This is a genomic window from Actinocatenispora rupis, assembly GCF_016861975.1.
Taxonomy (GTDB): Bacteria; Actinomycetota; Actinomycetes; order Mycobacteriales; family Micromonosporaceae; genus Actinocatenispora; species Actinocatenispora rupis.
In genome coordinates, this window is the sequence record NZ_BOMB01000016.1 from 95,892 (window position 1) to 115,003 (window position 19,112).

At 71.8% G+C, this 19,112-nt stretch carries 20 protein-coding genes; 7 read left to right on the plus strand and 13 right to left on the minus strand.

The window, feature by feature from the left end; genetic code table 11:
• Positions 1-85: 85 nt before the first annotated feature.
• A complete protein-coding gene (locus Aru02nite_RS14615; protein ID WP_203658046.1) occupies positions 86-1,342 on the plus strand; it encodes a chorismate-binding protein in 1,257 nt (418 codons plus the stop codon).
• Here the strand turns inward: Aru02nite_RS14615 and Aru02nite_RS14620 are convergent.
• The 9 genes from Aru02nite_RS14620 to Aru02nite_RS14660 all read right to left on the minus strand — a co-directional run bounded on the left by Aru02nite_RS14620 (position 1,317) and on the right by Aru02nite_RS14660 (position 10,900).
• Complete coding sequence (locus Aru02nite_RS14620) at positions 1,317-2,504, minus strand: hypothetical protein (RefSeq protein WP_203658047.1); 1,188 nt, start codon at positions 2,502-2,504, stop codon at positions 1,317-1,319. The genes Aru02nite_RS14615 and Aru02nite_RS14620 overlap by 26 nt on opposite strands.
• A 264-nt stretch (positions 2,505-2,768) precedes the next feature.
• The gene (locus Aru02nite_RS14625) at positions 2,769-3,530 is read right to left on the minus strand and encodes a GAF and ANTAR domain-containing protein (RefSeq protein ID WP_239076688.1); all 762 of its coding nucleotides are present in this window, start codon (positions 3,528-3,530) and stop codon (positions 2,769-2,771) included.
• Positions 3,531-3,564: 34 nt separating this feature from the next.
• The gene (locus Aru02nite_RS14630; protein WP_203658048.1) at positions 3,565-4,251 is read right to left on the minus strand and encodes a GAF and ANTAR domain-containing protein; all 687 of its coding nucleotides are present in this window, start codon (positions 4,249-4,251) and stop codon (positions 3,565-3,567) included.
• A gap of 378 nt (positions 4,252-4,629) precedes the next feature.
• Positions 4,630-5,073 carry a DUF5994 family protein gene (locus Aru02nite_RS14635; protein WP_203658049.1) on the minus strand — a complete coding sequence of 148 codons (444 nt, stop codon included), beginning with the start codon at positions 5,071-5,073 and terminating at the stop codon, positions 4,630-4,632.
• Between the two features lie 146 nt (positions 5,074-5,219).
• Positions 5,220-5,984, minus strand: a complete 765-nt coding sequence (locus tag Aru02nite_RS14640; RefSeq protein WP_308446268.1) for an amino acid ABC transporter ATP-binding protein — start codon at positions 5,982-5,984, stop codon at positions 5,220-5,222.
• A gap of 66 nt (positions 5,985-6,050) precedes the next feature.
• The gene (locus Aru02nite_RS14645) at positions 6,051-6,881 is read right to left on the minus strand and encodes an amino acid ABC transporter permease (protein ID WP_239076689.1); all 831 of its coding nucleotides are present in this window, start codon (positions 6,879-6,881) and stop codon (positions 6,051-6,053) included.
• Positions 6,878-7,702, minus strand: coding sequence for an ABC transporter substrate-binding protein (locus Aru02nite_RS14650; RefSeq protein WP_239076690.1), 825 nt, complete (start codon positions 7,700-7,702; stop codon positions 6,878-6,880). Before Aru02nite_RS14650 ends, Aru02nite_RS14645 begins: the two co-directional genes overlap by 4 nt.
• A 186-nt stretch (positions 7,703-7,888) precedes the next feature.
• On the minus strand, positions 7,889-9,301 hold the full coding sequence (locus Aru02nite_RS14655) for an amino acid permease (protein ID WP_203658052.1): 1,413 nt from the start codon (positions 9,299-9,301) through the stop codon (positions 7,889-7,891).
• Between the two features lie 138 nt (positions 9,302-9,439).
• Positions 9,440-10,900, minus strand: coding sequence for an NAD-dependent succinate-semialdehyde dehydrogenase (locus tag Aru02nite_RS14660; RefSeq protein WP_203658053.1), 1,461 nt, complete (start codon positions 10,898-10,900; stop codon positions 9,440-9,442).
• A 95-nt stretch (positions 10,901-10,995) separates the two neighbouring features.
• Between Aru02nite_RS14660 and Aru02nite_RS14665 the strand changes: the two genes are divergently transcribed.
• Together Aru02nite_RS14665 and Aru02nite_RS14670 are read left to right on the plus strand one after the other, a co-directional pair.
• Entirely contained in the window at positions 10,996-12,231 is a 1,236-nt protein-coding gene (locus Aru02nite_RS14665) for an aspartate aminotransferase family protein (RefSeq protein WP_203658054.1), read from the plus strand.
• An 82-nt stretch (positions 12,232-12,313) separates the two neighbouring features.
• A complete protein-coding gene (locus Aru02nite_RS14670; protein ID WP_203658055.1) occupies positions 12,314-12,982 on the plus strand; it encodes an alpha/beta fold hydrolase in 669 nt (222 codons plus the stop codon).
• Here Aru02nite_RS14670 and Aru02nite_RS14675 read toward each other — a convergent pair.
• Genes Aru02nite_RS14675 through Aru02nite_RS14685 form a run of 3 tightly spaced genes read right to left on the minus strand, consistent with a single transcriptional unit; the run spans position 12,963 to position 15,843 of the window.
• Entirely contained in the window at positions 12,963-13,457 is a 495-nt protein-coding gene (locus Aru02nite_RS14675) for a DUF3830 family protein (protein ID WP_203658056.1), read from the minus strand. The genes Aru02nite_RS14670 and Aru02nite_RS14675 overlap by 20 nt on opposite strands.
• The gene (locus Aru02nite_RS14680; protein WP_203658057.1) at positions 13,454-14,887 is read right to left on the minus strand and encodes an amidase; all 1,434 of its coding nucleotides are present in this window, start codon (positions 14,885-14,887) and stop codon (positions 13,454-13,456) included. The genes Aru02nite_RS14675 and Aru02nite_RS14680 overlap by 4 nt, the downstream gene beginning before the upstream one ends.
• An 11-nt stretch (positions 14,888-14,898) precedes the next feature.
• Positions 14,899-15,843 carry a D-2-hydroxyacid dehydrogenase gene (locus Aru02nite_RS14685; RefSeq protein WP_203658058.1) on the minus strand — a complete coding sequence of 315 codons (945 nt, stop codon included), beginning with the start codon at positions 15,841-15,843 and terminating at the stop codon, positions 14,899-14,901.
• Positions 15,844-15,983: 140 nt separating this feature from the next.
• Between Aru02nite_RS14685 and Aru02nite_RS14690 the strand changes: the two genes are divergently transcribed.
• Genes Aru02nite_RS14690 through Aru02nite_RS14705 form a run of 4 tightly spaced genes read left to right on the plus strand, consistent with a single transcriptional unit; the run spans position 15,984 to position 18,821 of the window.
• Complete coding sequence (locus Aru02nite_RS14690; RefSeq protein ID WP_203658059.1) at positions 15,984-16,730, plus strand: maleate cis-trans isomerase family protein; 747 nt, start codon at positions 15,984-15,986, stop codon at positions 16,728-16,730.
• Between the two features lie 41 nt (positions 16,731-16,771).
• Positions 16,772-17,491 carry a maleate cis-trans isomerase family protein gene (locus Aru02nite_RS14695; protein ID WP_203658060.1) on the plus strand — a complete coding sequence of 240 codons (720 nt, stop codon included), beginning with the start codon at positions 16,772-16,774 and terminating at the stop codon, positions 17,489-17,491.
• A complete protein-coding gene (locus Aru02nite_RS14700; RefSeq protein ID WP_203658061.1) occupies positions 17,491-18,198 on the plus strand; it encodes a GntR family transcriptional regulator in 708 nt (235 codons plus the stop codon). Before Aru02nite_RS14695 ends, Aru02nite_RS14700 begins: the two co-directional genes overlap by 1 nt.
• Positions 18,195-18,821: a YigZ family protein gene (locus tag Aru02nite_RS14705; protein WP_203658062.1), complete on the plus strand. Its 627-nt coding sequence runs from the start codon at positions 18,195-18,197 to the stop codon at positions 18,819-18,821. Before Aru02nite_RS14700 ends, Aru02nite_RS14705 begins: the two co-directional genes overlap by 4 nt.
• Positions 18,822-18,830: 9 nt before the next feature.
• Here the strand turns inward: Aru02nite_RS14705 and Aru02nite_RS14710 are convergent, their stop codons facing one another.
• Positions 18,831-19,091: a metallothionein gene (locus Aru02nite_RS14710; RefSeq protein ID WP_203658063.1), complete on the minus strand. Its 261-nt coding sequence runs from the start codon at positions 19,089-19,091 to the stop codon at positions 18,831-18,833.
• Between the last annotated feature and the right edge of the window lie 21 nt (positions 19,092-19,112).

Here is a 19,112-nt window from a genome sequence, read left to right on the forward strand (position 1 = left end):
CGCGGCCGGACACGGCACCGGGTCTCGCTTCCCGGAGTACGCCATCGCCCACGTCGTACCGCTCGGACCGGCACCGGACCGCCCGGTGCTGCGCCGGCTGCTGGCCGAACACGAGCACGTCGTGGTCCTGCGCGGAGCCTGGCGCGCCGGCCGTACCGTCGTCGCGCTCCGGCCCGTCCGGTACGCCCCGGCCGGCGCCGACCCGTTCCGGCTGCTGCGCGACACCCCCGCGGCCGATCCGGGAGCGGGCGTGTGCGGCGGCTGGTTCGGCACCCTCCGGTACGACCTGGGCGAGCGCCGGCACCGCGCGCCGGTCGGCTGCCGTACCGGCGACCTGGCGTACGTCGACCGGGTGTTGCGGCAGCGCCACGACGGCGAGTGGGAGCTGGCCGGGCTGACCCCGCTGGGCCGCGCCGAGACCGACCGGTACCGGGAGCTGGTGCGCACGGCGGTGGACGGCGCCGCGCCGGGCTGGTCGCTCGGCCCGCTGTCGTTCCGGCCCCGGGCCGACCACCTCGCCGCGGTACGCCGCTGCGTCGAGCTGATCTCCGCCGGTGAACTGTTCCAGGCGAACGTCGCGATCCGGCTGTCCGGCCGCTTCACCGGCGACGCGGCCGAGGCGTACCTGGCGGTGGACGGGCGGCTGACGCCGGCGCGCGGTGCGTTGGTCCGGCTCGGCGGCCCCACGGTGCTGTCCGCCTCACCCGAGCTGTACCTGGACCGCGACGGCGACACGGTGTCCAGCGCGCCGATCAAGGGCACGGCCCCGCGTACGGGTGGGGCGGCGGCGCTGCGCCGGTCGGTGAAGGACCGCGCCGAGAACGTCATGATCGTCGACCTGGTACGCAACGACCTGGGCCGGGTCGCCGAGCGCGGCAGCGTCGTCGTACCGGATCTGCTGGAGGTGGCGGGCTGGGCCGGTACCCGGCACCTCGTTTCCCGGGTCACCGCAACGGTTCCGGCCGCCGTGGACACCGGGACCGTACTGGCGGAGACGTTCCCGCCGGGCTCGGTCACCGGCTGCCCGAAGCTCGCCGCGCTCGACACGATCGACGAGCTGGAACCCGTCTCGCGCGGCGTATACACCGGTGCCGTCGGGTACCTGGCGCCCGGACGCCGGTCGGAGTGGAACGTGGCGATCCGTACCGCGGAGATCGCGGGGGAGCGGCTGGAGGTCGGCGTCGGCGGCGGGATCACGGTCGGGTCCGATCCCGCCGCCGAGTGGGCCGAGTGCTGGACGAAGGCCGCCCCGCTGCTGCACGCGCTGCGCGCCGGCCCGCTCCCGGTGGAGCACGAGGGCCGGCGGGCGGCACGGGTCACGGCCCGTACGTCGCCTGCGTGACGGCGAAGACCGGCCGGTTGTTGAGCGTCTCGCGCAGCGTCCACAGCAGGTCCGGGTTGGTCGCGTCCTCCCAGTAGCTGAGGCTCTCGCCACCGGAGATCCAGGCGAACGTCAGCGGACCCGACGACGGCGTCCAGTAGTACAGCTGCTTCTGACCGGACGAGTTGAACCACCATCGTCCGTTGTGCGACGCCACGCCGTTCAGGTTGTACCAGGGGAGTTGCAGCGCCTCGGTCGCCGTGGTGCTCGCCGCGAACGTCGTCGTGCCGGACGCGAACGGGAAGCGCACCGCGCGCGGCGCCCGGTTCGGGTAGCCGGTGCAGCCCGACGAGCACGTGTACTCGGTCATCACGACCGACGGGATCGCCCGGTCCAGCGAGATCGTCGACCACACCAGGCTCGTACCGGAGGTCGTGTTGGACGTGATCGTGCCGACCTGCGGCAGCACGTAGGCGTAGTTGTGCGCGTAGTACGTGGTGCCGTCGGACTGGCGGCCGATCTGGTCCGCCGTACCGCCGGTGTTGGTCTTGAGGATCTTGCGCATGTCGAAGACGCGCATGCCGTGCCCGGTGTCCGCGACGTACAGGTAGTCGCCGTACCAGGAGATCCCGCCGGCGTGGATCGGGATGTCGGTGAAGTCCGGCGCCGACGCGCTGCCCGTCGGCTCCACCAACAGCACCTTCCGGTACGTGTTCGGCCAGGTGGCGTCCCAGTCGATCATCGTGATCCGGCTGCGGGACTGCGCACCGTCGCACCCGGCCTTCGTGTACCAGCTGACCACGACGAGCTGGTGCCCGTCGTAGTCGCCGCCGACGGCGTCCCGGGTGGTGGTGATGCCCTGCGGGTAGTTGGTGCAGTCGCCGACGTCGCCCGAGTCGTACGTGAAGCCGTCGCTGTAGCCGGCGACGCCCGGGTTGCTGATCGACTGCCGGGTGTGGTTGGCGTTGTCCATCACCTGGCTCACGCTGGCCGTCCCGAGCTTCGAGACCAGCGCGCTGTCGAGCGTGTCGTACTGGTGGTAGTTGGCGGACAGCGTGTACTGCCCGGCCGGCAGCGTCGTGGGGCCGCTGGCGGCGTTGGCGGTGGAGGGGGTACTGAGGGAGGTCGCGCCGAGGACGAGGACACCGGCCGCGGCGAGGAGGACCCGGCTGCGCACTGACATGAGAGGCTCCTGTCGAATGCGGATGGTTGGCGTCACGATACGCCCGATGTCGACAATGTGCAGCCATGTCAGTCTGTTTGAAGCTTTGTGGCACACCTCCGGCACCCGCCACAGCCCGCCGTACGCACGGCGCACGGCGACCGGAACCTGGTGCGGCACAAGGAAAGTACGGCCTGCGGTGGGTGCCGGCGCGTGGCCGTGGCGGGCCCGCCCGAGCGGTCGGGAGCCCGCAGCTCCAACTCACCCGGACCGGGGGGTACGAACTCAGCCGGGTCGGGAGTGCGGGTCGGACGCGCCCGCGTCGTGCGCCAGCGCGCCGAGCGTGGCCAGGTCCGCCTCGTTGCGTACGACGTGGCCGGCCACGTCGCTGAGCCGCTCCCGCCGCGACCGCGCGTACTCCCGCAACACCCGGAACGCCGCGTCCATGTCGAGCGTGAAGCGCTCGGCGAGTACGCCCTTCGCCTGCTCGATCACCACCCGGGTGGTCAGCGCGGTCTGCAACTGCTCGGCCAGCACCCGCCGGCGGCGCAGCGTCCGCTCCTGGAGCAGCCCGATCGTGGCGACGTCGGCGAGCGCCCGCCCCATCCGGCGGTCCTGCTCGCTGAGCAGCCCCGGCCGTACCCGGAACAGGTTCGCCACCCCGATCACCTCGGTACGCAGCCGCATCGGCAGCGCGTGCACGGCGTGCAGGTCCAGCTCTCTCGCCAACCGGCCCACCGCCGGCCAACGACCGTCCATCTTCGCCACGTCCGGCGTGTACACCGGCTCACCGCGGCGGAAGCACAGCACGCTCGGACCGCTGTCCGTCTGTACCTGCAACAGATCCATCAGCCCGGCCTCCTCGCTGGAGGAGGCGAGCACCCGCAGCTGCCCGTACTGGTCGGCGAGCATCAGTGCGGCCGCATCCACGTCGAGCAGCTCCACACACCGGGCGGCCAACCGGTGGAGGAAGTCGATGACGTCGAAGTCGTCGACCAATGTGTCGGCGAACTCCACCAACGCCTCGGCTAGACGATCGTCACGCATGTCCCTCACACTTCCGGCGTCGTACTCGGACACCTCATACCGCGGGATCGTCATCGAAGCGGACGCTCCGGCCGATCACGTCGCGGGCGACATCTTCGACCGTACGACCCGTCGCGTACGCGCGGGCCCGGAGCCGGACGAACGCTTCCTCCGCACTCACGTCGAGCTGCGCCACGATCATCCCGGTCGCCTGGTGCACCTCGGCACGGTACGGGAGAATCCCGCCACCCGCGAGGAGCCGGTCCGCGTCGCCGTCCAACAGAAGCACCATCGCCGCGTCGCACACGAGCAGAGCGCGGAGCGTCTCCTCCTCGGTCAGCGATCCTGGCCGGGTCCGATACGTTTCGAGTACCCCGACCCGGACCGCCCCAACCCGCAGCGGGAACGCGAAAACGGCGCGCGCCCCGACGTCCACCGCCTCGGTGGAGAACACCGGCCAGCGCCGCCGGTACGTGCCCTCCGTGAGGTCCCCGGCGAGCACCGGGCTGCTGGTACCGAAGGCGTCCAGGCTGGGGCCCTCACCCACGTCGTACTGCAGGCGCTCCAGCCGGGCGGACACGTCGTCGCTCGCGCAGATCGGTTCACGGACCGAGGTGCTGGACATCGCGGTCAGTCCGACGCCGGTCATGCCGGGTAGTTCCGACAGGCAGCCGTCGCAGATGCCGTGGGCGGATCGCCGCCCGTCCCGCAGGGTGGACAGGATCCGTGCGAAGTCGGTCATGCCGGCGTGGTGATCGCCCATTCCGCACCGGCAATCGGCCGGCCGGACGTGTCAAGGCCCGACATCCCAACTACCTCCGACTCCGCGGGCGTACGCCCTGGTCCGCGACGATCCGGATCGCGCGATACTGGCGTGTGCCTAGCGATCTTAGCCAGCGCCGCACCGTCTCGGACCAACCTTCCAGACGGGACACGCGACCGTACGTTCCGGGTGGCGCGCCCCGGATCGCCCGTCCTCGGGGGAACGACGTACTGGTGGCTTTTGTCGCCGGGCACCGGCGCTGCGGCGCTGCCCACCAGCAGCCGCATCGCCGGTGCCCGGAGCAGGCCCGCCCACCGGTGGCGCCGAGCCTGCGCCACGGGACCCGGCAGGCGGGTGTCACCGACGCCGTACGGCCGGCGGCCACAGCCGACGCAGTACGCGGCGCTCGGGTTGGTGGTCTGGCTCCTGGTCCCACCGCAGTGCCGCGGCCGCACGGGACTCGGGCGCGTCGAACGGTACGAGAGTGAGGCTCACGCGGCGGCCGGTCATGCAGGTGACCAGTACCCGACGCTCGAACAGCAGGGTGAACCACGTGACGGGGACCGGCCTGCCGCCCAACGCGACGGTGTCCGGATGCTGCGCCCAGTCGTCGACGTTGGCCTGCACCTGGACGACCGGCTCGTACCCGCGGCGGGCGATGGCCTGCGCCAGGGTCGGCAACTCCCGCGCCGGGTCCGGACAGCGGGGCCACCACGCGCCGTCGACGGCAGGTCCGGACCCGTCGTCGTCGAACCAGGAGAACCGGCTCACCCCGTCGTCGGCGGACCGACCATGTGCCATGAACGCCCCCTCGGCCGTACGGCAGCGGTCGATGGACCGCCGGTACGCCGAGGTCTGGGGCGCATCAGTGAGCCTAGTACAGCAGGAGCCGTGAAGGTAACTCCACGCCGTGCGTCCACTCCGGAAAGTGGCCGCACGGCATGTGCTCAGTCGAGTTCCGCGTCGCTGAGGTGCGTCGGATCCAGCACACGGCGCAGGAACGTACGGGTACGTTCCTCCGTCGGGTCACCCAGTACCGCCGCCGGCGCGCCCTGCTCGACGATCACCCCACCGTCCATGAACACGACCCGGTCCGCGACGTCCCGCGCGAACGCCATCTCGTGCGTGACCACCAGCATCGTCATGCCCTCGGTGGCGAGATCACGCATGACGGTCAGCACGTCGCCGACGAGTTCCGGATCGAGGGCGCTGGTCGGCTCGTCGAAGAGCATCAGCTCCGGCCCCATCGACAGCGACCGGGCGATCGCCACCCGCTGCTGCTGCCCACCCGACAGGTGCGCCGGGTACGCCCCGGCCTTGTCGCCCAGGCCGACCCGGTCCAGGTTCTCCCGGGCGATCCGCTCCGCCTCGGCCCGCGTACGGCGCAGCACCCGGCGTTGCGCGATCGTCAGGTTGTCCAGCACCGTCAGGTGCCCGAACAGGTTGAACTGCTGGAACACCATGCCGATTCGACGGCGCAGCGCATCCAGCTCGCAGTCCGGGTCCGTGATCTCGACGCCGAGCGTGTGGATCCGGCCGCGGGTCGGCGACTCCAGCAGGTTGACGCAGCGCAGCAGCGTCGACTTGCCCGAGCCGGACGGCCCGATCACGCAGACCACCTCACCGGACGTCACCGTCAGGTCGATGCCGGTCAGTACCTCCAGCGGACCGAACGACTTGTGCAGGTCCTCGATCACCACCGCGTCACTCACCGGCGTTCCTCCTTCGTCGCAACACCGATGCGGCACGATGCCCATGATTCGCTCGCTGGCGCTCGCTCATCGCGCCCTCGCCGCCCGCAGCTCCATCCGCCGTACGACCTGCGACAGCGGCAACGTGATCACCAGGTACACGAGGGCCGCGACGATCAGCGGCGTGGCGTTGACGCGGGCGTTCAGTACGTCGGAGGAGAACTTGGTGATCTCCACGTTCGCCGCCGTCACGCCCAGCACGTACGCCAGGGAGGTGTCCTTGGTGAGGGTGATGATCTGGTTGGTCATCGGCGGGATGACGATCCGGAACGCCTGCGGGATGACGATGGAGACCATCGCCCGGCCGTACGGCATGCCCAGCGTGCGCGCCGCCTCCAGCTGCCCCTTCGGTACGGCGAGGATGCCGGCGCGGATCGTCTCCGCCATGTACGCCGCGGCCGTCATGCCCAGCCCGAGCGCCATCTGCCCGTACACGCCGCCCGGGATCTCGCGGTCCGGGAACGCGTTCGGGATGCCGTACCCGACGAGGAACAGCACGACCAGCACCGGCAGTCCGCGGAACAGCTCGATGTAGCCGGTGGCCACCCACCGGTACGCGCGAACCTCGGACAGCCGCATCAGCGCCAGTACCGTGCCCAGGACCAGGCCGAACACGAACGCGCCGAGCGTGAACGCCAGCGTGTTCAGCAGCGCCGGCACGAGCACGCCCGGGAACATCGACCGGGCCACGTCGGGCCGGAAGAAGCCCTGCTGGACGGTGTGCCAGTCGGCGGTGAACGCGACGACCGCGAGTACGGCCACGAACACCGCGTACTGCACCAGCCGGATGATGCGGGTGCGCTGCCGCCGGGTCAGCCGGCGCTTCGGCCCGGCGGCAGCGTCGTCCACCGTGGTCACGACGTGGCGCCCGGCTTACCGCCGATCCACTTGGCGTAGATCTTGTCGTACGTGCCGTCCTTGTGTGCCTGCGCGATGACGTCGTTGATCGCCTTGAGCAGCTTCGGGTTGCCGCCCTTCTTCACCGCATAGCCGTACTGCTCGCCGGTCCTGAACTGGGTCGACACCTCGAACTTGCCCGGGTTGTGCTTGACGTACGTCGCCATCACCGGCAGGTCGTCGATCGCGGCGTCCACCTGCTTGGTGGCGAGCGCCTGCTGCAACGCGGCCAGATCCTTGAACGACACGGTCGTGTAGCCGTTCTCCTTGGCGTGCTTGTTGCCGTAGTCCTCGCCGGTGGTCGACGCCTGGGTGCCGAGCTTCTTGCCCTTCAACGCACCCAGCGAGTCGTACTTCTGCCCGGCGCGCACCAGCAGCGCCTGGTCGGCGTCGAAGTACGGCGTGGAGAAGTCCATCACGGCCTGGCGTTCCGGGTTGATGGTCATGCCGGCGGCGGCCACGTCGCACTTGCCGGTGTTGAGGTCCTGCCCGGACTTGATGCCCTCGAACGGGGTGTCCACCACGGCCTGCTTGACGCCCAGCTTCTTCGCCACCAGGTCCATCAGGTCGATGTCGAACCCGACGATCTTCCCCGAGTCGTCCTTGTACTGGAACGGCTCGTACGGCAGGTGTGTGCAGACGGTGAGCTTCCCGGAGGCGACGAGCTTCGCCCCGGAGGCAGTCGCCCCGCCCTTCTCCGACTTGGCGCATCCCGTTGCCGCCACGGCGATTCCCGCCGCGACAAGTACGGCCAGCACCGACCGTCGCACGCTGTGTCGCATCATGTCTCCCGTTCCCGGAACCCTCCGCTGAGGTTCACGTCGAGTGATCCTGCACGGTGAGTGGCCGGCGGCGCAATACGCGCAGAGCCGTTCCCGCCGCTGGGAAGCGCGGCTGACCAGCGCCCGGCGAACGGTTCGTCACGGGCGGGTCACGGCACTCGCGTGACCCGCCCGTACGACGGACGGTCAGCCGACCCCGGTCGCCAGCTTCGACTTGCGGTACCCGTACAGCGCGTAGATGACGCAGCCGAGCACGAACCACACGCCGAACCGGATCCACGTCGCCGGGTGCAACTGCGTGATCAGCCAGATGCTGAACACCACGCCGAGCGCCGGTACCACCGGCATGCCCGGCACCCGGAACGTGCGCGGCGCCTCCGGGTTGCGGTAGCGCATGACGATGATCGCGACGCAGACGACGACGAACGCCAGCAGGATGCCGATGTTCGTCAGCTCGGCCGCCGTCCCGATCGGCACGAGGCCCGCGACCAGCGCCGACACCACGCCGATGATCCAGGTCGGCCGGTGCGGCACGTGGTTCTTCACGTGGGTCTTCGCGAACCAGCCCGGCAGCAGGCCGTCCCGGCTGATCGCGTACCAGATGCGGGACGCGCCGAGCATGAACGAGAACAGCACCGTCAGGATGCCGACGACCGCGCCGATCGCGATGACCGTGCCGAAGCCGGACAGCCCGACCGACGCGAACGCCGAGGAGAACGCCGACGTCACGTTGATGTGCAGGTACGACTGCATGCCGGTGAGGACGGTGCAGGCCAACAGGTACAGCACCATCGCGATGGCCAGCGACAGCACGATCGCCTTCGGCAGGTTGCGCCGGGCGTCCTTGGACTCCTCGGCCGCCGTGGACATCGCGTCGTACCCGAACACCGCGAAGAACACCGTCGCCGCGCCGGTCAGCGCCCCGCCGAAGCCGAACGGGAAGTACGGGTGGAAGTTGGCGCCGTGGATGTAGAAGACGCCGACCACGATCACCGCGAGTACGATCGCGAGCTTGACGAACACCAGCACCGTCTCGACCCGGGCGCTGGCCTTGATGCCCCGGTTCAACAGGAACGCGATGAGCAGGCACAGCAGCGCCGCGAACACGTCGACCTTGTGCCCGTGCCCGGTGCCCGGCGCGCCGAGCATCCAGGCCGGCAGGTCGAGCCCGATCTGGTTGAGCAGGAACTGGAAGTAGCCCGAGATGCCGATCGCGACCACCGCGATGATCGCCGTGTACTCCAGCAGCAGGTCCCAGCCGATGAGCCAGCCTGCGAACTCGCCCAGCACCGCGTACCCGTAGGTGTAGGCGGATCCGGCGACGGGCACCATGCCGGCGAACTCGGCGTAGCTGAGCGCCGCGGCGGCCGAGGCGATCCCGGCGATGATGAACGACAGCGACACGGCGGGGCCGGCGGTGTCGTGCGCGACCTCGCCGGCGAGCGTGAAGATCCCGGCGCCGATGATCGCGCCGAGGCCGATGGCGGTGAGCTGCCACAGCCCGAGGCTGCGGCGTAGGCCGGTGGAGTCCGACTCCTCGTCCGGCCCGATGGGCTTCCGGCGGAACATCCCGCGGGACTGAGCGGTCTGTGTCGACATGACGTGGCAGGCTACCCGAGATCCGGGGATATGGACCGCCTTGTGGATCCCGGGTGCCTTTGGTATCGGATGTCGGGCGACGCCCCTGATCGGGGACGGCCCGCGGTGTCCGTTCTGGGGTCACCGCGGGCCGGTGGGTCAGGGGGCGGGAAGCGCCACGTACCGGGTCTCCAGGAACTCCTCGATGCCGACGCGACCGCCCTCGCGGCCCAGCCCGGACTGCTTGACCCCGCCGAACGGCGCGGCCGGGTTCGACACCAGCCCCTGATTGAGGCCGATCATCCCGGTGTCGAGTCGCTCGCTCAGCCGTACCCCGCGGCCCAGGTCCGTCGTGTACACGTACGACACGAGGCCGTGCTCGGTGTCGTTGGCCAGGCGTACCGCCTCGTCCTCGGTGTCGAAGGCGACGATCGGGGCGACCGGGCCGAAGATCTCGGTGCGCAGGATCTCCGCGTCCGCCGGTACGTCCGCCAGCACGGTCGGCGGGTAGAAGTGCCCCGGCCCGCCCGGCGCGGTACCACCGGTGACGACGCGGGCGCCGCGCCGTACGGCGTCGTCGACCAGGCGGGTCACCTTGGCCACCGCGTCCGCGTCGATCAGCGGGCCGAGCGTGACGCCGTCGTCGGTACCGCGGCCGGGCCGCAGCGCCGCCATCCGCGCCGTGAACCGCTCGGTGAAGTCGGCCAGCACGCCGCGCTGCACGTACAGCCGGTTGGCGGCGGTGCACGCCTCGCCGCCGTTGCGGGTCTTCGCGAGCATCGCGCCGTCGACCGCCGCGTCCAGGTCCGCGTCGTCGAACACCAGGAACGGCGCGTTGCCGCCCAACTCCAGCGACGTCCGTACGACGTGTTGGGCGGCCTGGCCCAGCAGGTGCCGGCCCACCTCGGTGGAGCCGGTGAACGACAGCTTCCGCACCCGTCCGTCGGCCAGCAGCGGCCCGACGACACCGCCCGGGTCGCTGGTCGTCACCACGTTGAGTACGCCGTCCGGCAGGCCCGCGTCGGCCAGGATCTGCGCCAGCGCGAGCGAACACAGCGGCGTCTGCTCGGCCGGCTTGAGCACCATCGTGCAGCCGGCCGCCACCGCGGGGCCGATCTTGCGGGTGCCCATCGCCATCGGGAAGTTCCACGGCGTCACCAGGACGGCCGGACCCACCGGGACCTTGAGTACGAGCATCCGGGCGGCACCGTTGGGCGCGCTGGCGTACCCGCCGTCGATGCGCACGGCCTCCTCGGCGAACCAGCGGAAGAACTCCGCCGCGTACGCGATCTCGCCGGCCGCCTCCGCCAGCGGCTTGCCCATTTCGAGGGTCATCAGCAGCGCCAGCTCGTCCGTCCGGTCCACGAGCATCTGGTACGCCCGGCGCAGGATCTCGCCGCGCTCCCGTGGCGCCGTACGGGCCCAGCCGTCCTGGGCGGCCGCGGCGGCGTCGAGCGCGGCCATCCCGTCCTCGGGCGTCGCGTCGGCCACCGCGCACAGCTCCGCGCCGGTGGCCGGATCGGTCACCGGGAACGTCCGGCCACCGCTGGCGTCACGCCAGCGGCCCCCGACGAACAGCCCCTTCGGTACGGCGGCGACGACCTTCTCTTCGTCCGGCATGTGCCCACCCCTGTCGAACCGGTTGCTGAATCGGCGTCTCCGGACCATGCTAGGGGCAGATTGTCGACAATCCAACAATCCGGAACGAGGTTGCCATGGCCGCACTGTCTCCGCTGCTCGCCCAGGCCACCGGCGTACTCGTCGACCACGGCGCCGGCACCACGCTGTACGCCGAGGACGGTCGGCGGTACCTGGACTTCACCGCCGGTATCGGCGTGACCAGTACGGGGCACTGCCACCCACGAATCGTCGAGGCCGCCCGGGAGCAGGTCGGCAAGCTGATCCACGGGCAGTACACGACGGTCATGCACCGTCCGCTGCTCACGCTCACCGAACGGCTCGGCGCGGTCCTGCCCGACGGCATCGACTCGCTGTTCTACGTGAACTCCGGGTCCGAGGCGATCGAGGCGGCGCTCCGGCTCACCCGCCAGGCCACCGGCCGGCCCAACGTGATCGTCTTCCACGGCGGCTTCCACGGGCGTACGGTCGCGGCGGCGTCCATGACCACCTCCGGTACCCGGTTCTCCGCCGGGTTCTCGCCGCTGATGGGCGGCGTGCACGTCGCGCCGTTCCCGTACGCGTACCGGTACGGCTGGGACGAGGCGGCGGCGACCGAGTTCTGCCTGCGCGAGCTGGACTACCTGCTCGCCACGCTGAGCGCGCCGTCCGACACCGCCGCGTTCTTCGTCGAGCCGGTCCTCGGCGAGGGCGGGTACGTGCCGGCCAACGCGGCGTTCCTTGCCGGGCTGCGGGAGCGCGCCGACCGGCACGGGATCCTGCTCGTGGTCGACGAGGTGCAGACCGGATTCGGCCGTACGGGGCGGTTCTGGGGGCACGACCACTTCGGCGTGACCCCCGACGTACTGGTCACCGCCAAGGGCCTCGCGTCCGGTTTCCCGCTGTCGGCGATGGCCGCGTCGGCCGAGCTGATGGCGCGCGCCTGGCCGGGCTCCCAGGGCGGCACGTACGGCGGCAACGCGGTCGCCTGCGCCGCGGCCCTCGCCACCCTCGACGTGATCGCCGACGAGGGCCTCGTCGACAACTCCGCCGTACTGGGGGAGCGGCTGCTCGACGGCGCCCGCGCGGTCGCCAAGGGGTACGAGCAGATCGGGGACGTGCGCGGGCTCGGGCTGATGGTCGGCACCGAGTTCACCGACGCGGAGACCGCGCGCCGGGCGCAGGCCGCCGCCATCGAACGCGGCATGCTGCTGCTCACCTGCGGTGCGCACGGCCAGGTCGTACGGATGATCCCGCCGCTGGTGGTGACGGCCGAGGAGGTCGACGAGGCGCTGGAGATCTGGTCCGCCTCCGTCGCCGCCGCGACCGCCTGACGCGCCACGACGCCGGCCCGTCCGTACCGCGGGCCGGCGTCGCGGTGCCCCGTACGGCCGGCGGTGTGGTGCACTGTCGGCCGTGACGTACGTGCTGATTCCCGGTGCCGGTGGCTCGTCCTGGCACTGGCACCGGCTGGCCGCCGAGCTGCGGTCCCGCGGTGCCGAGGTGCTGACCCCGGACCTGCCGGCCGCCGACCGTGCCGCCGGCTTCCCCGAGTACGCCGAGGTCGTCGCCGCGGCCGTGGGTGACCGTGCCGACGCGGTACTCGTGGCGCACTCGCTCGGCGCCTTCACCGCGCCGCTGGTGTGCGAGCGGATTCCGGTGCGGCTGCTGGTACTCGTGGCCCCGATGGTGCCGCGGCCGGGGGAGTCCGCCGGCGAATGGTGGGCGGCGACCGGGCATCCGGGCGCGCCCCTCGACCCCGACGTACGGCAGGCGACGAACTTCCACGACCTGCCGGACGACGAGGCCGCCGAGGCGAACGCGCGCTGGGGACCGCAGTCCGGCGCGCCGTTCCGCGCCGCGTACCCGCTGCGGGCCTGGCCGGCGGTGCCGACCCGCGTGCTGCTGTACCGCGACGACCGGCTGTTCCCGTCGGACTTCCAGCGCCGCGTGACGAAGGACCGCCTGGGCGTCGGTTGCGACGAGACGCCCGGCGGCCACTTCGCCCATCTGAGCCACCCGGTCGCGGTCGCCGACCGGCTCGTGGCGTACGCCAGCGCGGCGGCTACAGGCGGCGGAACGTGAGGCTCTCGCCCTCCACACCGCGCAACCACATGTCCTGCGCGGCGTCCGCCATGCCGTCGAGGCCCTCCTCGATGGTGGCGAACACGTTGCCCGGCACGTACCCCCGGTCGCCGTTGATGAGCAGGTTGTTCCGGCCGTAGAACAGGGCCAGGTCGACGACCTGCTCGCCGCTGTGCGCCGCGCTGCCCTCGTCGTACCCGTAGGCGACGGCGCCGATCTCCCACGGCTCGAACGCGAAGAAGCACACGTCGCCCGGGATCGGCGTGATGGTGGGGTTCTCGGTGCCCGGATCCGAGCCGAGCGCCGGCATCAACGCGTAGATCTCGTTCCGCGCGTACTTCGCGTGGTACGCGGATCCGCTGCGGGGCAACGCATCCCACACCGCCGCGCAGGTACGGGGGGCGAGGTCGTCCAGCAACCGCGCCCGGCAGGACGCGCCGCGCTTGTCCAGGGCGATCTCGACGTACCGGCTCATCGACGCTCCTTCGGTGGTACTGCAACGGAAAGGTCCGGCGCCTGCCACGCGGGCAGGACGGCTTCGGCGGTCCGGGCGACCGCGAGGACCAGGTCGTCGGAGTGACGCGGGCCGACGATCTGCAACCCGACCGGCCGCCCGTCGGCGGTCAGCCCCGCCGGTACGGTCGCGGCCGGCTGCTGGGTCAGGTTGAACGGGTACGTGAACGGCGTCCAGCTCGGCCACGCCGGTACGCCGGAGGCCGTGGAGCCGGGCGGCACGTCGTGCCCGGCCTCGAACGCGGCGATCGGCATCGTCGGCGTGAGCAGGATGTCGTAGCTCTCGTGGAACTGTCCCATGTGGACACCCAGCGCGGTGCGCCGGTCCATCGCGGTCAGGTAGTCGGCGGCGGTGAACGTCGCGCCGCGCTCCCACACCGCGCGCAGCCCCGGGTCGATCCGCTCCGCCGAGCCGGGCGGGAAGTGGTCGAGCCACTGCGCCGCGCCCGCGCACCACAGTACGTCGAACGCGTCGGCCGGGTCGGCGAAGCCCGGGTCCGCCAGTTCGACCCGCAGCCCGGCGTCGGCGAGCGCCTCGACCGCGCCGCGCACGATCATCGCCACCTCGCCGTCGACCTCCGCGTACCCGAGGGTCGGGCTGTACGCGGCGACCAGGCCCTGCACCGGCCGCCGCACCGCCTCCCGGTACGAGCCGACGAGCTGGGGGAGCGCGTTGGGGTCGCGGAAGTCGCGCAGTGCCAACACATCCAGCAGCAGCGCCAGGTCGTCGACCGAGGTGGCCATCGGCCCCGCGTGCGCCAGCGAGCCGAACGGGCTCGACGGGTACAGCGGGATCCTGCCGTACGTGGGCTTGAAGCCGGCGATCCCGCAGAACGAGGCGGGGATGCGCACCGAGCCGCCCCCGTCGGTACCGACGGACAGGGCGCCCATGCCGGCCGCGACGGCCGCCGCGCTGCCGCCGGACGAGCCGCCCGCGGTGAGGTCCGTGTTCCACGGGTTGCGGGTGATGCCGGTCAGCGGCGAGTCGGTGACACCCTTCCAGCCCAGTTCGGGCGTGGTGGTCTTGCCGATCAGGACGGCGCCGTGCTCGCGCAGCCGGGCGGTGACCGGGGCGTCGGTGTCCCAGGGCTGCGCCGGGTCGATGCAGCGGGAGCCGCGCAGCGTCGGCCATCCCGCGGTCAGGAACATGTCCTTGATCGACACCGGGATGCCGTCGAGCAGCCCGATCGGGTTGCCCTGCCGCCAGCGCTGCTCGGACTCGGCCGCCGCGGCCGTGGTGGCCTCGACGTCCAGGTGGCAGAACGCGTTCAGCGCCCCGTCGTACTGCTCGATCCGGCGCAAGGCTCGGTCGGTGGCCTCGACCGGTGACCACTCACCGGTCGAGTAGCCGGCGACCAGTTCGGTCGCGGTGGGCAAGGTGGTCGTCTCCATGTGTGCGCTCCTCAGCCGGTCGGCACGTACCCGAGTCGGAGGTCCACGACGTTACGCAGTGGTTGGTCGGCCAGCCAGCGGTCGAGGTTGTCGGCGAACAGCGCGGCGAGGTCGTCGCGCCAGCCGAGGGTGTCGCCGGACATGTGTGGCGACACCACCAGTCCCGGCACCGTCCACAGTGGAGAGTCTGGAGGCAGCGGTTCGGTGTCGAAGACGTCCAGTGCGGCACCGGCGATCCGGCCGGCGGTGAGCGCGGCGACCAGGTCGGCGGTGACCACCAGCGGGCCGCGCCCGATGTTGACCAGTCGCGCGCCGGGACGCATCGCGGCCAGCGCCGCGGCGTCGATCATGCCGGTGGTCTGTTCGGTCAGCGGCGCGGCCAGGACGACGTAGTCGGCGTCGCCGAGCAGGCCGGGCAGCGCCGGAAAGCCGTGCACAGTACCGAAGTCCGCGTCGCTCGCCCGCTCGGTACGCCCCACGCCGGTCACCCGCAACCCGACCGCCGTGAGCATCCGCGCGATGGCGCGGCCGATCGGCCCCGTCCCCACCACCAGCGCGCTGCGCCCCGCGACCGACTCCGTCTCCCGGTACGCCCAGCGCCGTTCGCGCTGCGCCGCGAGGGTGTCGGGCATACCCTTGGCCATGGCCAGCACCAGGCCCGTGACGTACTCCGCGATCGGGGTGTCGAACACGCCGCGTGAGTTCGTGACGGTCACGCCGCCCTCGCGCAGCGCGGGGCACAACACCGTGTCGACACCGGCCGCGGCGACGTGCACCCAGCGTGGGTGCGGGCCGTCGACGGGCCAGGCCGCGGGCACGGCGCGGCTGCGGAAATCCCACACCAGCAACGCATCCGCGTCCTTGAGCGCCGCCGGCAGCTCGTCCTCGGTGACGAGGACGAAGCGTGCGCGGCCGTCGAACGCGGCCAGACCGGAGGGCCGGTCATCGGCATACAAGACGGCCACTGTGGGGTGAGCCGGGCCACTTTCGGTCACCATGTTGACACCGTAGGAACGAATCGTATGATTGTCAACAATCCGAGGGGTACCCCGGAGCCCGTGGTGTGCGGGTGGCATCCGCCCGCAAAGGTGTGAACATGCTGGGGGTCGCCTTGGATCTGACGTTCGACGGACCCCTCGCGCAGCGGGGCATCGGCGTGATCGCGCCGTTCGACCTGGCCCTGGAGCGCGAGTTGTGGCGCTGGGTGCCCGCGGAGGTGTCCCTGCACCTGGCCCGCACGCCGTACGAACCGGTCCCGGTCAGCCTGCGGATGGCCGAGCTGGTCAGCGACTGCCGGCACCTGACCGCCGCCACCCGCGACGTACTGCACGTCGAACCCGAGGTCATCGCGTACCTGTGCACGTCGGGGAGCTTCGTCGGCGGGATCGCCGCGGAGAAGGAGCTGGTGTCGGCGATCGTCGCGGCCGGCGCGCCCGACGCGGTCACCACCTCCGGCGCCCTCGCCGAGGTACTGAGCGCGCTCGCGCTGCGCCGCATCTCCGTGGTCACGCCGTACGACGCGGACCTGACGGGCCGGCTGCACGAGTTCCTCGGTGAACTGGGCGTCGACACCGTCGCCAGCGAACACCTCGGTCTCGGCGCGGGCATCTGGAAGGTCAGCTACCGCACCATCGCCGAGCACATGCTGCTCGCCGACCGGCCCGACGCCGAGGCGGTCTTCGTGAGCTGCACCAACCTGCCGACGTACGACCTGATCGATCCGTTGGAGGAGGCGCTGGGCAAGCCGGTGCTGACCGCCAACCAACTGACCATGTGGGCGTGCCTGCGCCGGATGGGGCTGCCGGTGGTCGGCCCCGGGCGGTGGCTCACCGACATCGGCTAGGCTGTGTGCGATTGTCGACAATCTGTCCGGAGGTGGCCAGCGTGACGACGGTCGGAATCCTGTACCCGGGGCACGCCGCGGAGGACGACTACCCCACCGCGGAGAAGCTGCTCGGCCCCGACGTGTCGCTCCCCGTCGTGCACACGTACGGCGAGGACCTGCACGCCGTCGACGCGCTGCTCGACCTGGGCCGGTCCGACCGGCTCGCCGTAGGTGCGGCGAGCCTGTCGAAGTACCACCCGGACGCGGTGCTGTGGGCCTGCACGTCCGGCAGCTTCGTGTTCGGCTGGGAGGGCGCGACCGCGCAGGCCGAGGGCCTCGCCGCGGCCGCCGGCGTACCGGCGACGAGCACGTCGTTCGCGTTCGTGCGCGCCGCCCAGGCCCTCGGCGTACGGCGGGTCGCGGTCGCGGCGAGCTACCCGGCCGAGGTGGCGACGCACTTCGCGGAGTTCCTGGGCCGCGGCGGGCTGTCGGTGACCGGGCTGTCCTCGCAGGGCATCGTGACCGCCGCCGAGGTCGGCCAGCTCGACCCGGCCGACGTGGTCGAGCTGGCGTGCGCGCACGACACCCCGGACGCCGAGGCGGTGCTCGTACCGGACACCGCGATGCGTACGGTCGCGTTGGTGGACGAGATCGAGGAGCGGCTGGGCAAGCCGGTGCTGACCGCCAACCAGGTCACCATCTGGGCCGGCCTGCGACTCGCCGGACACGACGGTGCACACGACGGTCCGGGAGCTCTGTTCCGTACCGGGAGATCGTGATGAGCCAGCTGACCCGGGTCGGCCGGGAGTCCACGTCGAGCATCATCGCCCGACAGCTCCGCGCCGCCATCCGGGACGGCGAGTTCGAGCCGGGCGCCCAGATGGGCGAGGCGGAGCTGGCGGCGCGGTTCGACGTCAGCCGCGGCACCCTGCGCGAGGCGCTGCAACGCCTGGTGGAGGAGGGGCTGCTGAGCGGCGAGCGGCACCGCGGGCTGTTCGTCCGCGAGCTGTCCGCCTCCGACGTCCAGGACGTGTACGTCACGCGCAACGCGATCGAGCAGGCCGCCGCCCGGCTCATCCTGCACGGCGACCGGATCGGGGTCGCCGACGAGCTGGCCGGCGTGTACGACCGGATGCGCTCGGCGGTGCGGCGCGGTGACCAGCGCGCCGTCGGTGCCGCGGACGTCGAGTTCCACGAGCTGCTGGTCGCCCGGTCGGGCAGCCACCGGCTGATGCGGATGGCGCGCACCCTGCTGATCGAGACCCGGATGTGCATCCGCGCCCTCCAGGACGCGTACGAGCTGCCCGAGGAGCTGGCGGCCGAGCACGGCGCGCTGGTCGGCGCGCTGCGCAACGGGAACGAGGCGCTGGTGCTCGGCCTGATCGACGCGCACATGGACGACGCGGTGCGCCGGCTGACGCCCGGGCGCGGGCTGCACGACCCGCTGCCGCCGCTCGATCCGGAACCGCGGGCGGTCGGTTCGTGACGCCGTACCGGACCGTCGCCCGGGACGTCGAGTACGAGATCGAGGTCAAGCGGTCGGTGTTCCGGTGCACGCTGGCCCGGGTGGGTGACGAGGACGCGGCGCGCGCGGTCGTCGCCGACGTCCGCAAGCGCCACTGGGACGCCCGGCACCACTGCACGGCGTACGTGATCGGGACGGCGCCGCGGGTCGAACGGTCCAACGACGACGGCGAACCCGCCGGTACGGCCGGCGCGCCGATGCTGGAGGTGCTGCGCCGGCGCGACCTCACCGACACCCTCGCCGTCGTCACCCGGTACTTCGGCGGCGTACTGCTCGGCACCGGCGGCCTGGTCCGCGCGTACGGATCGGCGGTGTCGGGTGCGGTCGACAAGGCCGGTGTGCTGCGCCGCGAACCGGTGGCGCTGCTCGAAGTCGCCACCGACCACACCCGCGGCGGGTCGCTCGACCACGCGCTGCGCGCCGCCGGCCGGGACGTCCGCGACGTCGCGTACACCGCGGACGGGGTGCGCATCGAGCTGGCCGTACCGGTCGCGGAGGTGGCCGAGCTGCGCCGGTGGCTGGCCGACGCGACCGGCGGTACCGCCGCGGTCAGCACCCTCGGCGAGACGTACGCGGACGCCTGACCGGGCAGCTCAGCCCGGGTGTACGCCGGCCGCGTCGCGGATGTCGGCGGCCTCGGCGCCGCCGCTGGCGCGGGCGCAGTGCGCGCAGCAGAACAGGTGACTGCCGACCTCGACGCCGTGCCCCACGATCCGGCACTCGCAGTGCTCGCAGATCGGCGCCATGCGGTGCATCGCGCACTCGAACGAGTCGAAGACGTGCACGTCCCCGCCCATCGCCCGGACCTCGAACGACATCCAGTAGTCGTTGCCGCAGACCTCGCAGACAGCCATCGCCACAGCCCTCCAGCAGCA

What these genes read in the sequence shown, in the direction of transcription:
- Aru02nite_RS14625 (WP_239076688.1), bottom strand. Translation starts at nt 3,530, where the DNA reads ATGCGTGACGATCGTCTAGCCGAGGCGTTGGTGGAGTTCGCCGACACA.
- Aru02nite_RS14650 (WP_239076690.1), bottom strand. Translation starts at nt 7,702, where the DNA reads ATGCGACACAGCGTGCGACGGTCGGTGCTGGCCGTACTTGTCGCGGCG.
- Aru02nite_RS14660 (WP_203658053.1), bottom strand. Translation starts at nt 10,900, where the DNA reads ATGCCGGACGAAGAGAAGGTCGTCGCCGCCGTACCGAAGGGGCTGTTC.
- Aru02nite_RS14680 (WP_203658057.1), bottom strand. Translation starts at nt 14,887, where the DNA reads ATGGAGACGACCACCTTGCCCACCGCGACCGAACTGGTCGCCGGCTAC.
- Aru02nite_RS14620 (WP_203658047.1), bottom strand. Translation starts at nt 2,504, where the DNA reads ATGTCAGTGCGCAGCCGGGTCCTCCTCGCCGCGGCCGGTGTCCTCGTC.
- Aru02nite_RS14655 (WP_203658052.1), bottom strand. Translation starts at nt 9,301, where the DNA reads ATGTCGACACAGACCGCTCAGTCCCGCGGGATGTTCCGCCGGAAGCCC.
- Aru02nite_RS14710 (WP_203658063.1), bottom strand. Translation starts at nt 19,091, where the DNA reads ATGGCTGTCTGCGAGGTCTGCGGCAACGACTACTGGATGTCGTTCGAG.
- Aru02nite_RS14665 (WP_203658054.1), top strand. Translation starts at nt 10,996, where the DNA reads ATGGCCGCACTGTCTCCGCTGCTCGCCCAGGCCACCGGCGTACTCGTC.
- Aru02nite_RS14675 (WP_203658056.1), bottom strand. Translation starts at nt 13,457, where the DNA reads ATGAGCCGGTACGTCGAGATCGCCCTGGACAAGCGCGGCGCGTCCTGC.
- Aru02nite_RS14700 (WP_203658061.1), top strand. Translation starts at nt 17,491, where the DNA reads ATGAGCCAGCTGACCCGGGTCGGCCGGGAGTCCACGTCGAGCATCATC.
- Aru02nite_RS14635 (WP_203658049.1), bottom strand. Translation starts at nt 5,073, where the DNA reads ATGGCACATGGTCGGTCCGCCGACGACGGGGTGAGCCGGTTCTCCTGG.
- Aru02nite_RS14690 (WP_203658059.1), top strand. Translation starts at nt 15,984, where the DNA reads ATGCTGGGGGTCGCCTTGGATCTGACGTTCGACGGACCCCTCGCGCAG.
- Aru02nite_RS14630 (WP_203658048.1), bottom strand. Translation starts at nt 4,251, where the DNA reads ATGACCGACTTCGCACGGATCCTGTCCACCCTGCGGGACGGGCGGCGA.